The following is a 16467-nucleotide window of genomic DNA, read 5'->3' on the forward strand; positions in this document are numbered from 1 at the left end:
GCTGCCTTATAAAATTTTAGTTTACAGACTATATTCCGGCAACCCGACCATCCTATCCTTCGGCGTAAACTCGTAGCTTTGCGTCACCGCCCTTCGACGGTTTTATTTTTTTTTATATTTTATAAAATATTATCATAATGCAATTTAAGTGTCAAAAATATTCATTCTTTGACTATGTCATCGTCCACCTTCCTTAATTCGACGCTTTTTATCTCGTTTATGAACTCCTCATGATAAACCTTGTGTGAAAACAGCTTCTTGTAACCTGCTTCTTTCGCGCAAGCCTCTTCCGTCTCAAAATGAAATATCGTATAAGCCTTTAACTCTTCTAATTGATCAAAGAAAATCCCTCCTCTTATCTGTGCTCTTATTGTCTTTATCGGATCATTCCTCTATCATTTAACACGCCATGAAAAATATTTATCGTTTTTCTCACTCAATGACACCAATTCTTCCATTATGCTCATGAACTCTCCGCTGGGCATGGGTCTTCCGAAAAGATACCCCTGTGCTATGTCGCAATTGTAATTTTTGATAAGCTCAAACTGGTCTTTAGTCTCCACTCCCTCTGCCACGACAATGAGTCCAAGCTTGTGGCAAAGCTTGACTACCGACTCAAAAATGATTTCAGTTTCCTTATCCTCGCAGATCTGCATAATAAACGTGCGGTCTACCTTTACGATATCGATAGGAAGCTTAAGCAGATGCGTAAGGGATGAATATCCAGTTCCGAAATCATCCAATGCTATCATAAAGCCCAGGGATTTGAGCTTGTTAAGGGTATCGATTGCGTGACCCAGATCTTTGATTACTGCAGTTTCTGTTATCTCTATTACTACGTCCCATGTTTGAAGCTCGTATTTATTGACGAGATACTGAAGAAAGTTCACCGTATCAGGTTCCGCCAAGCTGATTCCTGACATGTTCACGCTCATCTGAATATTTTCATAACCGACCTTTTTCAGATGTTTTTTCTGTTTACAGGCCGTCTCAAATACCCACCTCTCGATGCTCTTTATATATCCGGTTTCTTCTGCAAAAGGTATGAATTCTACCGGTGAGACAAACCCCTTTGAGGGATGCTTCCACCTTATAAGGGCTTCCGCCCCGATTATCCCGCAGCTTTTAACATCTATCTTGGGCTGATAATAAAGCTCAAACTCTTCACTTTTAATGGCCTTTCGGATCTCCCGGCCTAGCTCCATGAACCTAAGAGTCTTATCCCCCATCATTTTTTCATATGAAACGTATCTGTTCTTTCCGGATTCCTTGCACCAGGTCAGAGCGATGTCGGCTTTTCTTAAAAGAGTCGCATAATCCTTGCCGTCCGTATCATAATCCGCTCCCCCCATGCTCACGGTTACAAAGTATTCCTGCCCCATGTAAATCCACGGTTTTCTGACATTCATAAAGACATTTTCAGTCAGGGACAACAGCTCCTCCTTTTCATTGTACAAAACTAGGCATACAAAGCTGTCTCCGCTTATCCTCGCATACAGACCTGTTTGGCTGATGTAGCTTTTGATTATTTTACCGATGTGTCGGATCAGCTCGTCCCCGGCCTGATGGCCTAGAGTGTCATTTATGTGCTTTATATCGTCAATATCAAGTATTATAAGCACAGCCTTCTTTTCTGTATTTTCAATTTCTTTAGCAACAAGCTCTACCTTTTCTTTGAAAAGCGTTATATTGGACATCCCCGTCAAGTGGTCATAATAAGCGAGCTTGTGAAGCCTCTTTTCCATTTCCTTTCTATCTGTGGTATCAAGTCCAATGGCTATTATGCCTGCCGCATTTCCATATTCATCATGGTATATTTCGTTGTTCCAAAGCACCTCTGCCACTTCTCCGTTTTTCTTTTTGATGGGGGCTTCGTTATTTTTTACTTTGAAATTATTTTTAATCTTAGAAATTATCTTTCTGCTGTTTTCTTCGTTCCCTTGGGTACTTATCAGCTCCACCACATCTTTTCCTATGGCTTCTTCCCTGGTATATCCCGTTACCAGTTGAGACCTTGGATTAAATTCCACTATTTTGTTGTCCATGTCAAATGCAACTATCATCACAGGCGCCTCGTGGATTATGGTTCTCAAATAATCGTTGTCGGTCTTAAGCTTCTGCTGAAGGTATAAGCTGAATACATTTCTTTCTTCAAGGAGCTTATATCCTTTTTCAATCTCTGCAGCCATCTCGTTATAACGTTTTAGATGCCTATAGGAAACTGCGACAAAGAAGAAAACCCCCAGCATCAGAATCCCCCAACCGGTTTGAATGGCATATCTGCCTTCAAATTTTATACTCGAAAAAGCAGTGATCACAAAACCTGCAAGAAAATAAAGGCCGACAACTTTACCGGCCTTTATCCAAGGAATTTTATAGTGACTGTTATTTTTTACAACTTGAGTATCCTCGTTTGTTTGATTCAATTAAACCCACCTTTCCGGAATCATCTTATTTAAAAATATCTATCAACTTGCTGAGCATTTCTGCCGATTCAGTACGGAATTGGTCACTGAAGTCACGCTATCCAAAGCTCCGCTCATATCTTCAACTCCCGCACCTATCTATTGGGTTTTTAAAGATGTAGCGTTCATGTTCGATGCTATTGACTGGACTGCGCTTGATATCTCTTCATTAGAGGCGCTTAACTGATGGGCCATCGATCAATGCCCTAGGACAAGTCATTGCATCATTTTCGTATTGGACTCCTTTTTCTACCAGCAAATCATAAACCGTTTCTACCCGTTCGTCAATGAATTCCAGAATGTTTCGTGTATTTTCCGATAACATATTCTATATTTTTTTATAAATCAAGGTATTTTTTAATTTCATTGATATATTTTTCCCCGGATCTTTCTCCGTAGAGTATCATGCTCAAATAAACTGGAGAGAAACCCAATTCCTCCGAAAGCTTCTTTTGCGTAATATTCAAATCGGTCAGCTTATTCTTTACCTCGATTCCAAATGTGGTTAATTTTCTTTTTTTCATGCCCATCCCCCAGTATTGAAACGATTTTTGTTTTGGTTTCGAAAAAACTTTGAAAAACACATTATAATTTTATCTTTCCTATAATAAGTTGTCAACATATGCCCTCATCATGCCACTAAATCTATGAATAAACAGCTTGCACCGACTAATTTTAGTATTTATTTTTTTATAAATATCATCAGCCATTAATCTTTTTTGCATATTTTTCTTATATGCATTTTAATGCATATAAGAGCATAGGCACTGATATCGCCACACATCTCTTAAACCGCCTGTTCCCAGTAAATCGAAACCATATTTCCATTCTTCCTTCCAGTGCATATAAAAAATACGCTTTGCATTTTTATGCATTTTTTTAGTATTATTCTTACATAAACGCCTCTCCATAATTTAACATTTTTATGGCTTGAATTGTCGCAACCCTTGATATGCAAAGCTTTCAAATTTGACACTACTTAATATACTGTGATACCATTATTAATCGGGAGCGTATTTTTAAGCTTCCTTCATACAATAAAACTTTTACTTCGGGCGTCGTCCTGCAGTAGAAAGGAGTGAGATAGATGGCAAAAAAAATCAGTTTCCAGCACGTGGTCAAGATTTTCGGAAACAACCCTAAAACAGCTCTTGAGATGCTTAAGCAGGGAAAAAATAAAGACGAAATATTAGAAAAGACAAAACACGTAGTGGGTATAAACGATGCGTCCTTCGAAGTCAATGAAGGTGAAATCTTCGTAGTTATGGGACTTTCAGGAAGCGGCAAGTCCACCCTCATTAGATGCATAAACAGGCTTATAGATGTAACCTCAGGCAGCATCCTCATAGACGGGGAGGACATAACAAAAATGAACAAGGATGAGCTTACGATGCTCAGAAGAAAGAAAATGGGCATGGTTTTTCAAAAATTTGCCCTTCTTCCAAACAGAACGATTCAAGAAAATGTACAATACGGGCTTGAAATACAAGGGGTGGATATAGAAGCCCAAGTTAAAAAAGCCAGAGAATCTTTAGACCTGGTAGGTCTTAAAGGATGGTACGACAGCTATCCTCACGAGCTTAGCGGAGGAATGCAGCAGCGGGTAGGCCTGGCTAGAGCCTTGGCTGTTGATCCCGACATCCTTCTTATGGATGAGGCCTTTAGTGCACTGGACCCTCTTATAAGAAAAGAGATGCAAGACGAGCTTTTGGATTTACAAAACAAAATGAACAAGACGATTGTTTTCATAACCCACGACCTTGACGAGGCTTTAAAAATCGGGGACAGAATAGCCCTCATGAAGGACGGAGCCATCGTTCAGGTAGGAACACCGGAAGATATCCTAAACAACCCTAACAACGAATACGTTGCCCGCTTCGTGGAGGATGTGGATGTTAGCAAAGTCCTTACGGCAGAAGACATCATGATAAAGCCCATAACGATAGACTATAAAAAAGACGGGTGCAGGGTTGGTCTTAGAAAAATGGAAAAAGAAAGTGTTTCCAACCTGTTCGTTGTGGACAGAAGCCGCAAGCTTATTGGCTACGTGGTAGCCGATGACTTGTCCGAGCTTGTAAAAAAAGGCGAGTCAAGCATCGAATCGGCTATACACAAAAACATCCCAACGGTTTCGCCCGATACCAAGCTTACCAACATATTTCATTTAATAGCAGAATCCAGAGTCCCTGTAGCAGTCATCGATGAGGAAAACACTCTTAAAGGGATCATAATAAGAGGTTCTGTTATAAGCGGACTTGTAAGAGGAGGTGGAGAAGATGCCAGCTAAGATACCCTTAGGAGATGTAATTGAAATTTTCATCAACTTCCTGACGGATAATTTTCGCTTTGTATTCAGAGGCATATCCTCTGGCCTGGGAGCATTTTTAAACGGCCTTGAGGGACTGCTTCTATTCATACCGGCTTTGATCTTTATAATCGCAATAAGCGCACTGGCCTTTAAGCTCGCCGGCAAATCCGTAGCATTGTTTTCACTGATCGGCCTGTATTTGATATACAATATGGAGCTTTGGGAAGCGGCCATGTCAACCTTGTCAATGGTTTTGACAGCCACATTTGTTTCCATAATATTTGGCGTGCCTATTGGCATACTTTCAGCCAAGAAGCAAAAAATAAGGCGGCTTGTGATGCCAATCTTGGACCTTATGCAGACAATGCCGGCATTTGTTTACTTGATACCCGCCATATCCTTTTTCGGCATGGGCAAGGTTCCGGGGCTTTTTGCAACGGTCATATTCGCGATCCCCCCATCCATCAGGCTTACCACCCTGGGAATCCAGCAGGTTCCTGAAGATCTTGTTGAAGCCGCGGATGCATTCGGATCCACATCCATGCAGAAGCTTACAAAGGTTCAGATCCCTTTGGCCATGAAGACTATAATGGCAGGAATCAACCAGACCATAATGCTCTCCTTGTCCATGGTAGTCATATCGGCTATGATCGGCGCCGGAGGCCTTGGTCGAGAGGTATGGCTTGGGATACAAAGACTATGGATAGGCACCGCTTTTGAAGGCGGACTGGCAGTGGTTATACTTGCCATGGTTCTTGATAAGCTTACTCAAAGCGTATCAAAGTAAGATGTTCGCTTAACCATGATTCCGTGCAGCAGTCATTTTCTGTACGGCAAAGCCGGACAACAAACAGTCACTTCGATGACTAAACGGTGCCATAGGCACTTACAATTTACAGCTTATATCAGCCTTTTGGCTTATATATAAAAAATGAAAAGGGAGAGATTTTATGATTAAAAGAAGCATTGTAGTATTTTTGCTGATAGCATTATCGGTATTCACAATGGCTTGTGGAACAGGCTCAGAGGATTCAACGACAGTTGAACTCGGATACGTAGCTTGGGACTCTGAAATAGCGAGCACGAATGTTTTAAAGACCGTGCTTGAAGATGAAGGTTTTGATGTTAACATCACCGATGTCAGCGCATCTTTGATGTATCAAGGAGTTGCCCAAGGTGACTTCGACGGGATGGTAGCCGCCTGGCTTCCAACCACTCAGGCTGATTACATGGTCCAATACGGAGACGACCTAATTGACCTTGGTCCAAACCTGACCGGAACATTGATCGGACTGGTAGTGCCTGCTGACGCTCCTGTAAACAGCATAGAAGATCTTGTCGAGACTAATTATGCTGACGGAATCATCACAGGAATCGAGCCTGGCGCCGGATTGATGCAGGCAACCTTAACCGTAATCGACTCTTACGGACTTGACTATGAGTTGGTTGAAGGAAGCGACGCTTCAATGACAGCTACTCTTGCCGATGCAATTGACAACGACGAAGAAGTGATAGTTACAGGATGGACTCCTCACTGGAAGTTTGCAAGATGGGACCTTAAATACCTTGAAGATCCTCAAGGCATCTTCGGTGGAGAGGAACAAATCCATACTCTAGTCAGAGAAGGATTTGAAGCCGACAATCCTGAAGCATTTAAGATAATATCAAACTTTGAGTGGACTCCGGATGACATGGCAGAGGTTATGGTCATGATTGCCGACGGCACACGTGCAGAAGACGCTGCAAGAGCTTGGGTTGATGCAAACCCTGACAAAGTAGCTGCTTGGACTGAATAAGTCGTAGCAAAAGCACCGATTTTTAAAAATCGGTGCTTTTTCATGTTAAATTCCAAGTATCCATGATGACAGTGAGAAAAATGCCATAAGAGCCACGGCATCCACTATTGTCGTGATCAATGGACCGGCCATTATCGCAGGGTCAAGATTCATTTTCTTTGCCATAATCGGCAATGTGCCGCCCACCACCTTGGCCAATACTACCGTCAAGAACAAGCTGATGCAGACGGTAAACGCTATACGTATGTCAGTTCGCTCAAAGAAGTATATCATTATGAAGTTGACCGAAGCCAACGCCACGCCCACCACGAGACTGACCTTGAACTCTTTGCTTAATACCTTCAGGGTATCCTTAAGCTTTATCTCATCCAAGGCCAAACCCCTGATTACCAAAGTTGCGGATTGTGATCCCGCGTTACCGCCTGTATCCATAAGACGTGGAATAAATGCCGCCAATATGACCACTGATTGAAGTATGTCCTCATAGTTTCGTATTATGGCCCCTGTAAAAGTCGCCGAAATCATAAGTACCAATAGCCATGCTATTCTTTTTTTTGCCAGATTGAAAATCCCGGATTTCAAATATTCTTCGTCCGATGGCTCCATTGCCGCCATCTTGTGGAAATCCTCGGTGTTTTCCTGTTCGATGATGTCTACTACGTCATCTATGGTTATGATTCCAACCAGCCTGCTTTCAGTATCAACTACAGGCATTGCAGTCAAATCGTACTTTTTAAAAAGCATCGCAGTATCTTCCTGGTCTAAATGGGTGGGTATGGATATTATCTTGGTGTTCATTATATCTTTGATCCTTTTGCTGGAATCGCTTAATATAAGTCTTCTCAAAGACACTATCCCTTGGAGCTTCCTTCCCTTGTCTATTACGTAACAGGTATTTATCGTCTCCTTGTCCACCCCGGTGCGCTTTATATGTTCCAAAGCCTCTGCTACGCTCATGTCTTCCTTCAAGTCCACGTACTCGATGGTCATCATGCTTCCTGCAGAATATTCGGGATATTTCAAAAACCTGTTTATAAGATCTCGTTCTTCCTTGGTGGTGTTTTTCAACACCTTTTTAACTACATTGGCAGGCATCTCCTCCACCATATCAACAGTATCATCAAGGAAAAGCTCGTCGATAATATGCCTGATTTCTTTATCTGTTATAGCCTCGATTATATGCTGTTTATCCTCTATTGGCATATAAGAAAAAACGTCGGCTACGATTTCCTTTGGCAATAGCCTAAATATCACCAATAGCTTTTCAACAGGTATCTCTTCCAGGAATTGTGCTATATCAACTACGTTCATTTCAACAATTTCGTTTCTAGCTGCCGTGAACTTTCCTTGGTTGATTAAATCAAATAGTTTTTCGTACATTTCACTAACCTCCTAGGGAGCTATGAAAATACGCCTCGGCAAGGATCATAGCTCCTAATTATTAAATTTTGTCTTTCGATAATCAAATAACTGTCAGGATCCAAGACCCTCACCACCTTTCGATATAAAAAATAAAAAAGCCTTTTATAAGTAAAAGACTTTTTGGCATCACCAATAAAGACTGTCTTTTACTCGTTGAGTTTTAGCACTGCATGGCTTAGGATTACCCAGCCCCGTTAAGCTATACCTTAACCCGATAAAGCCTGTTGACCCATTGGCATCTCTCGATGTTTCCGGGTAGGGGCGTATTTCCATGCAGTAGCCTCACCTAACAAAGATCAGCTATCATATTCATTATACCGACTTATTTGCATCGTTTCAATAAAAGGACACATGTTTTCAAAAAAACATGATTAAACATGCCCCTGCACACCTTGCAGTATCAAGTTGTAAGTTATAATATGTAAGCAGTAGCATATGCTTAATCTGTCATCCAGAGGCTCTGGCACAAACAAATGTCAGTCATTTCGAGCTTGACGAGAAATCTCAGAAAAGTCTGACACTGGAAATGCATATTTAGAGCGATCGTTAAACCATGGTGGGACAATGGTTAAAGGTTCGCTTCGCTCACGGGAAGGATTCGCTAGCGCTCATGCAAAGCACACTTTGTGTGAGAAGGGCTCCCTTTGGTCGCGGGAAAAGCTCGTTTTACTCGCGAGAAAAGCGCAACGCGGGTGTTTTAAGTAGGAAAGCAGAAAGTAGGTCAGTTGGAAAGTGGAAAGGGACCAATACGATTGCTTGACAACCGTTTCCCAATCGTTTCCCGATAGCCCAACGATCGTTTAACCTTTATTTACCGCCTCACCGATTCACCGACTTACCGACTCACTTTTGACCCAAGAGCAATCCATGCATACCTACAACCTATAACTTATAACATACTGCTCGCTACTTAAAGAAAGGAGCTTCATCCGATGCTTTTTAGCCTCTCATTAATACTTATAATAGGATTTGCCCTCAGCGGCATCTTTAACCGCATTAAAATCCCAGGACTCTTAGCAATGATAATAACAGGAATAGTCCTTGGCCCTTATGTTATGGACTTGATTGCCCCCGAAATTCTTATGATATCTTCGGATCTTCGAAAGATTGCCTTGATAGTGATCCTGGCCAGAGCGGGACTCAGTCTGGATCTTGAAGATCTAAAGCGGGTGGGCCGTCCTGCAGCATTGATGTGCTTCATACCTGCTACCTTGGAAATTATCGCTATCATTTTATTGGGTCCCCGATTATTGGGGCTGACCTTGGGAGAGTCCGCAATTTTAGGTGCGGTTCTGGCAGCAGTTTCTCCTGCAGTCATAGTTCCACGGATGCTTTATCTCATGGAATCCGGCTACGGCAAGAAAAACAGCATACCTCAACTAATCTTGGCAGGAGCTTCAGTAGACGACATTTACGTAATCGTTCTTTTTGCTGCCTTTTTAGGAATGCATCAAGGAGAAGGCTTTAACGCAGGCAGCCTGTTCAGCGTTCCGGTATCAATCATCTCCGGAGTAGTCATAGGCATAACGATAGGAGCTTTGTTGGTAAGAATCTTTAAAATCTTGCATGTAAGGGACACCATAAAAGTTCTGATCATTTTGAGCGTATCGTTTTTATTTGTCTCATTTGAACAGTTTCTAGAGCCATATTTCCCCATGTCAGGACTGATAGCAGTTATGGCGTTGGGAGGGACCATCCTTAAGCTATACGATATCCTGGCAAAAAGATTGATGGGTAAATTCTCAAAAATCTGGGTAGGCGCCGAAATACTTCTCTTCGTACTGGTAGGAGCGGCTGTAGATATAACGCTGATACCAAAAGCAGGCTTCTTTGCGGTGCTGTTGATTTTTGCGGGGCTCGGCGGCAGAGTTCTAGGGGTATGGGTTTCCCTCTTTAAAACTCCTATCGTAGCAAAGGAACGAATATTTTGTTCCATCGCATATCTTCCAAAGGCCACCGTACAGGCAGCCATAGGCGCCGTACCCCTGTCCATGGGGGTTCCTTCCGGTGATACCATACTCGCAGTTGCCGTTTTGTCCATTATGGTCACGGCTCCCATAGGAGCTTTTGGAATAGATCTGCTCCACGATAAGCTGCTCGAGAAATGACTTTGATAAGCAAGCTTTCCCTATTGACATATCTGCTTACTATGTTATAATTACCTTACCCCCTCCCATATGGGGTGTGTCATAATAAGAAGCTCGAAAGGAGATAACAATGACCAAACAAAAAACTTCTTTTAAAATAGACGGCATGTCCTGTAGCAGCTGTGCAGCAAACGTTGAGAAGAAATTAAGAGGCTTGAAAGGAATCCAGCAGGCAAACGTCAGCATTGCCACAGAAAAAGCTCAGGTGGAATTTGACGAATCCACAATCAATATCGAGGCTATCCACAAAGCAGTCGATGAGCTGGGGTTTCAAGCAATACCCGAAGCAACAGATGAAAAAAGGCTTGAAAAAGTCCTATTAAAGATTGAAGGCATGTCCTGTACCACATGTGCCGGAAACATCGAAAAGACCCTTGCCGACCTGGTAGGGGCACAGAACGTTTCAGTCAACTTCGCATCAGAAAAGGCTACAGTATCCTACGATCCTTCAAAGCTGAGATTGATGGACATCCAAAAGGCTGTAAGCAGCATAGGCTATAAGGCTTTCTTGGAAGAGGATGCAGCCGAAGGCATCGATGAAGATGAGATTAAAATCAAGAAAACAGAAAAGACTTTGAAGATATCTGTGTTTTTCACTAGCCTGATAATGGGTCTTATGGTAATACACATGTTCATAACCCCAATACCAGGGTATCTTCCGATAACAGTCGTTTTGGGGTTTCCTATAATATTTGGAACAGGGCTCCACGTTCACATAGGAAGCTGGAAAGCGCTTAAGAACAAGAGCCCCAATATGGACGTTCTTGTATCCTTAGGATCACTCCCACCGTATCTTATCGGGCTTTTGGGATTTTTCTTCCCTATTCAGACATTTATCGAGATGGCTACAACTATCATGACATTCCACTTGATCGGCAAGTACCTTGAGGTAAGAGCCAAAGGCAGGGCGTCCCAAGCAATCAAAAAGCTCATCCAGATGGGTGCCAAGACAGCTAAAATTGTCATTCAGGGGGAAGAGGTGGAAGTTCCCGTCAAGGAACTTCAGATTGGGGATGTAATGGTCATCAGACCGGGGGAGAAGATCCCCACTGACGGCATCGTCGTCGATGGATACAGCACTATAGACGAATCCATGGCTACCGGTGAATCAATGCCTGTTAAACGCAGCGTTGATGACGAAGTTATCGGAGCTACGATCAACAAGCAAGGACTCTTGAAAGTACGCGTCACAAAGGTTGGCAAGGACACATTCTTGTCTCAGGTTATAAAAATGATGGAAGAGTGTCAAGGCTCGAAGGTTCCGATTCAGGAATTTGCCGACAGGATAACCGGGTACTTTGTTCCTGCCATCATAATAATAACCATAGGAACATTTATTTCATTCAATGTATTTCCGGAGTTTCACCTCGGTATCATACGCTGGGGCGCAAGATTTTTGCCCTGGGTAAATCCGGATCTGACTCCACTTACTCTAGCTTTTATAACAGCAACGGCGGTTCTTGTAATATCTTGTCCCTGCGCCTTGGGCCTTGGAACGCCTACAGCATTGATGGTTGGCAGCGGCATGGGGGCTGAAAGAGGCATTTTAATAAGAAACGGGGAAGCGATACAAACAATAAAGGATACCAAACTGATAGCATTCGACAAAACAGGCACCATAACCAAGGGCAAGCCTGAGGTTACAGATATAATAACCGACAAAACAGTAAATGAAAGCTTACTACTAAAATACGCCGCCTCATTGGAAAATGGTTCGGAGCATCCACTTGCCTTTGCCATTGTTGAAAAAGCCAAAGAAAACAATATCGAGCTAAAAGACATACTGGGTTTTGAAGCTTTGGTTGGAAGAGGTGTAAAGGGATCTGTTGACGGCAAATCAGTTTTGATTGGAAACAGAAAGCTCATGACCGAAGAGGGCGTGACCTTTGATAAATTCGAAGATGATTTGATCCGCCTTGAAGAAGAAGCTAAGACAGCAATGATCGTCGCTGTTGAAGGAAATCTGGCCGGAATCGTAGCAGTTGCCGATCCCATCAAGGAGGATTCAGCCCTTGCTATAAAACAGCTCGAAAAAATGGGCATAAAGACAGCAATGATCACCGGAGACAACAAAAGAACAGCTGAAGCAATCGGCAAGAAAGTAGGCATTAGCCATGTCATCAGCGAAGTATTGCCAGACGGCAAGGTAGACGAAGTCAGAAGGCTTCAGGATGAATACGGAAATGTAGCAATGGTTGGCGATGGCATCAACGACGCTCCCGCATTAAAACAGTCCAACGTAGGAATAGCTATAGGCACAGGTACTGATATAGCCATTGAGGCTGCAGATGTTACCTTGGTTAGAGGAGAGCTTACCAGTATTGTTTCCGCCATCAAGCTATCCAAGGCTATCTTTAGAAAAATTAAGGAAAACTACTTCTGGGCATGGTTTTACAACGCATTATTCATACCCGTCGCCATGCTGGGCTTGCTTCATCCCATGCTTGGTGCATCTGCTATGGCATTGAGTTCCTTAAACGTAGTATACAATTCTTTGAGGCTGAAAAAAGCACAGATTTAAAATAAAAAAGCAGGAAGGATTTTCATCCCTCCTGCTTTTTTATCTTCGTCAATTAGACTTTTTAAGCTGTTCTAAAACATCTGCAAATGCTTTCTTTCTTTTGATGTTCCACTCAACCTTGGCGTCCTTGTTGACTACTGTTTTAAATACATTTTCGTGTCTTCCTTTTTCAAATTCTACCGGCGGCTCTTCTCCTCTTAGGATATTTCCAGCCAGTACATTGATTTCGGAATCTTCTTTATCAAACTTGACGTTCTTTATTTTTCTGTTGTTGTAACCCCAAGTTACAGTGTATGTTCCATCACCGTTGGGTTTTACGCCTTCTAGTATCGGTATTACCCTGTTTCTCCAAAGTAGGAAGAACAAGAATGGCAACAATAGAAGCAGTAACCACCACAGGTTCATTCCGGAGTCTGCTGCTGCCTGTGGAATTTCTTCTTGGTCAATTACAACTATGTCTTCCAGTTCCTCTGAAGCTTCAGGTATTACTTCATCATCCAAAACTACTTCTGCATCTATAACACCAGGAGCAGCAGGTGTAGCAGGTGCTGCAGTGGCTGGCGCGATTGTTGCCACAGGGGCTGGAGCTGTATCTGACGTTTCTGGATCTGCTGGTGTTTCAGGCTCCGGTGCAGCCGGTACAGATGCAAGGGTATAGTCTACGCTGATTGCTGAGTTTTCTGTGATGTCAAAAGGAAGATCCCTGTCCACTTCGTATATATAACCGTCTATATCTTCTATTCCTAGATTCTCTGCAGTAACCGTATCTCCATAGTTGAATGTTACAGTTCTTACAGTAGTAGTTCCTCCTATGCTCTCAGTTATTGTGACAACTACTATCTGAGCTTCATAAACTGCTGTCAGAGTCAAGTTGCCTGTGATATTGTCAAATGTTCCGTCCCATCCGGTAAATGTATATCCATCATTTGCGACCACTCCCGGATCGCTTGCTCCTGACCCATGGGATATCACTTGTGTTGCCAGCCCTTCATTTTCAAGAGCTCCGTTTTCTCCTGGATCAAATGTTACTGTATATTCGTTTAAGCTATACTGAGCGGTAATTGTCATCTCTCCTGTGATATTGTCAAAGGATCCGTCCCATCCGGTAAATGTATATCCTTCATTTGCAACGACTCCCGGATCGCTCGCTCCTGATCCATGGGATATCAATTGTGTTGCCAGCTCTTCATTTTCAAGAGCTCCGTTTTCTCCTGGATCAAATGTTACTGTATATTCGTTTAAGCTATACTGAGCGGTAATTGTCATCTCTCCTGTGATATTGTCAAAGGATCCGTCCCATCCGGTAAATGTATATCCTTCATTTGCAACGACTCCCGGATCGCTTGCTCCTGACCCATGGGATATCACTTGTGTTGCCAGCCCTTCATTTTCAAGAGCTCCGTTTTCTCCCGGATCAAATGTTACTGTATACTCGTTCAGCGTATATCTTGCGGTAAGTGTTATATCCTCTGCGGCTACTCTATCTGTTTCAAAGTCCCACGGAGCTTCTCCGTTGTACCATCCGTCAAAAGTATAACCTGTTTTAACGGGGTCTGCCGGTTCTGAAACCAGACTGCCAAAATCGAGTGCTTGATCAACAGGCTCCGGTGTGCCTCCATCTGCATCAAAGCTTACTGTATAGCTATTTGTTGAGTAAGCTGCTACAAAGACAGTGGCCTCAGTTATGTTAGTCAAATCATTTGGTGTAAATCCGTTGTCGCTTAAAGGTTGTATCATCTGTACCGACTGCAATTTTGTCCAACCCAGGAAAGTATAGCCTTGGTGGGCTGTTATTCCAGGATCTTGAGCGGTACCCTCATATGGCACCATCTGACTGGCAATCCCCAAATTTATTATGGTGCCATTGTCCCCCGGCAAGAAAGTAACCGGAATCAAATCTCTATCATAATAAAGCTTAAGCACCAAGCTTCCATCAGCTGCGATTGTCCCGCTTTCCACAGTTCCGTCAATTTCGGAGTTGAAGGTAAACCCTGTGTATGCTTTGGAATCAGCTTGTGCATTTTCCCCTGTAGTCCCTGTTAGATCTTCAGTTTCATGTAAGGTGAATCCTTCTCCGTCCAAATCTGCCAAGTAATGTTCAACGGTGTAACCCGTATCTGTTCCGGAACTCCATTTTGCTGTAAGCGTAATATTTCCGGCTGGTACCGTGTCAGTTTCAAAGTCCCATGCATCTTCTCCATTGTACCATCCATCAAAGCTATATCCTGCTTTTACGGGATTCGTCGGTTCTGAAACTAGGCTTCCGAATTTTAGCATTTGATCATCAGGCTCCGGCGCGCCTCCACTAGCATCAAAATCTATTGTGTATTGATTTCTGTTGTAGTAAAGTCTTAAAACCAAGCTGCCATCTGCTGTTATCGTACCGCTTAAGACGCTCCCTGGTGCTGACCCGTCGTGGATAAATCCCGTGTAGGCCTTCGCTGTAGCATTTGCGGTTTCACCGGTCGTTCCTGTGAGATTTTCAGTTTCCCGAAGCTCAAACCCACCGTCTAAGTCTTCAATGTAGTGTTCTACCTTGTATCCAGTATCTGTTGAGCTGCTCCACTTAGCAGTTAATGTTATATTTTCTGCAGGTACCCTGTCAGTTTCAAAGTTCCATGCATCTTCTCCGTTGTACCATCCATCAAAGCTATATCCTGTTTTAGCAGGATCTGACGGTTCTGAAACCAGACTCCCAAAATCAAGTGTTTGGTCATCAGGCTCTGGTGCGCCTCCATCTACATCAAAGCTTACCGTGTATTGATTTTTATCAAATTGGGCTGTAAATGTCTTGTCGCTTGTGATGTTCCCCAAATCAGATGGGCTCCACTCCCCGTTGAAAGCGTGTCCAACGGGTGCTATCACCTCGTTGTCATCAGGTGTCACGGCGGTTCCTCCGTGATTTACCATCTGGGTGATGGTTTCTCTGTCATCGGTAAAGGACCCTAATCCCGGATCAAATGTAACGGTATGCTGCTTAATGCTGTACTGGGCTGTAACCGTCATGTCCATTTGTACATTAGAAAAATCTTTGTCCCAGCCGCTAAAGACGTATCCTTCATTGGGTATGATACCCGGGTCGTCTGCAGCTTGTCCCTCTGCTACCTCTTGAATCTGCATATTAGTCGCTTCAATCTGACCGTGGTCTCCCGGGTCGAATGTCACCGTATATGTCGTGACATTCCCTTGTTGAAACTTGATTCTAACCGCAGTATCTTCAGTGATTATAAACTCATATGGATCTTCATAGATGAACTTGTCATTGCCTCTTGCCCAAGGAAAATTCCACTGCTTGAATACATTCCCTTCTTTTGGCGCTGACTTGATCACGATGTTATCTCCTGCGTTGAATGTTATTACGCTCCCATGAGTGTACAACGTACCATTTACAATGATATCTCCTGCACTATTATTGAGAACGTCCAGTTTAACTGTTTCAGCTGCAGCAACTACCACACCTCCGCTGTCATTCTTTCCCGCCGTCCCGACACTTGCTGGCATCATTGTCATCATCATCATGACTACCATAAGCATGGACAGTGTTCTTGTAAATCTTGTTCTTTTCATATTGCATCCCCCTCTCATTTATAAAATGAGTAAATAAAAAAGCTGCCAAAATAAAATATTTGGCAGCCGAACCGTCATAGCAATTTGCCTTAGACTTCACGCTTTGTGTCCTTGACTTTCGTCAAGTTTACCTTTTTCAATAAATTTACTGAATTTAATTAAATTTATTATATTTTAGCCCGAACCGTTTGTCAACGCTAAAATTCTTAATGTATTCGTATATGTTTAGTTTATTTATACA

General features: G+C 42.8%; 9 protein-coding genes and 3 riboswitches. Of the genes, 5 read left to right on the forward strand and 4 right to left on the reverse strand.

Going from position 1 to position 16467, the window contains the following annotated elements:
* Window positions 1-34: 34 nt before the first annotated feature.
* A riboswitch (cyclic di-GMP riboswitch) is annotated at window positions 35-117 on the reverse strand.
* Between the two features lie 278 nt (window positions 118-395).
* Together BUB93_RS05130 and BUB93_RS05135 are read right to left on the reverse strand one after the other, a co-directional pair.
* Window positions 396-2426 (reverse strand): sensor domain-containing protein, encoded by a 2031-nt coding sequence (locus BUB93_RS05130; RefSeq protein ID WP_073270011.1) that lies wholly within the window; start codon window positions 2424-2426, stop codon window positions 396-398.
* Window positions 2427-2803: 377 nt separating this feature from the next.
* The gene (locus BUB93_RS05135) at window positions 2804-2989 is read right to left on the reverse strand and encodes a helix-turn-helix domain-containing protein (RefSeq protein ID WP_073270012.1); all 186 of its coding nucleotides are present in this window, start codon (window positions 2987-2989) and stop codon (window positions 2804-2806) included.
* Between the two features lie 563 nt (window positions 2990-3552).
* Between BUB93_RS05135 and BUB93_RS05140 the strand changes: the two genes are divergently transcribed.
* From BUB93_RS05140 to BUB93_RS05150, 3 genes are all read left to right on the forward strand, one after another.
* Window positions 3553-4752, forward strand: a complete 1200-nt coding sequence (locus BUB93_RS05140) for a quaternary amine ABC transporter ATP-binding protein (RefSeq protein WP_073270013.1) — start codon at window positions 3553-3555, stop codon at window positions 4750-4752.
* Window positions 4742-5560, forward strand: a complete 819-nt coding sequence (locus tag BUB93_RS05145; RefSeq protein WP_073270014.1) for an ABC transporter permease — start codon at window positions 4742-4744, stop codon at window positions 5558-5560. Before BUB93_RS05140 ends, BUB93_RS05145 begins: the two co-directional genes overlap by 11 nt.
* 163 nt (window positions 5561-5723) lie before the next feature.
* Window positions 5724-6569, forward strand: a complete 846-nt coding sequence (locus tag BUB93_RS05150) for a glycine betaine ABC transporter substrate-binding protein (protein WP_073270015.1) — start codon at window positions 5724-5726, stop codon at window positions 6567-6569.
* 45 nt (window positions 6570-6614) lie between these two features.
* On the opposite strand, the gene mgtE is transcribed toward BUB93_RS05150, so the two are convergent.
* Window positions 6615-7949, reverse strand: a complete 1335-nt coding sequence (gene mgtE / locus BUB93_RS05155) for a magnesium transporter (RefSeq protein ID WP_073270016.1) — start codon at window positions 7947-7949, stop codon at window positions 6615-6617.
* Window positions 7950-8128: 179 nt separating this feature from the next.
* Window positions 8129-8292: riboswitch (M-box (ykoK) riboswitch) on the reverse strand.
* Between the two features lie 631 nt (window positions 8293-8923).
* Between mgtE and BUB93_RS05160 the strand changes: the two genes are divergently transcribed.
* A complete protein-coding gene (locus tag BUB93_RS05160) occupies window positions 8924-10099 on the forward strand; it encodes a cation:proton antiporter (RefSeq protein ID WP_073270017.1) in 1176 nt (391 codons plus the stop codon).
* Window positions 10100-10208: 109 nt separating this feature from the next.
* Entirely contained in the window at window positions 10209-12659 is a 2451-nt protein-coding gene (locus tag BUB93_RS05165; RefSeq protein ID WP_073270018.1) for a heavy metal translocating P-type ATPase, read from the forward strand.
* A 48-nt stretch (window positions 12660-12707) separates the two neighbouring features.
* Here the strand turns inward: BUB93_RS05165 and BUB93_RS05170 are convergent, their stop codons facing one another.
* Window positions 12708-16226: an InlB B-repeat-containing protein gene (locus BUB93_RS05170; protein ID WP_073270019.1), complete on the reverse strand. Its 3519-nt coding sequence runs from the start codon at window positions 16224-16226 to the stop codon at window positions 12708-12710.
* A 58-nt stretch (window positions 16227-16284) separates the two neighbouring features.
* A riboswitch (cyclic di-GMP riboswitch) is annotated at window positions 16285-16368 on the reverse strand.
* Window positions 16369-16467 lie beyond the last annotated feature (99 nt).

The sequence above is a fragment of the Alkalibacter saccharofermentans DSM 14828 genome, from assembly GCF_900128885.1.
In the GTDB taxonomy this organism is placed as follows: domain Bacteria; phylum Bacillota; class Clostridia; order Eubacteriales; family Alkalibacteraceae; genus Alkalibacter; species Alkalibacter saccharofermentans.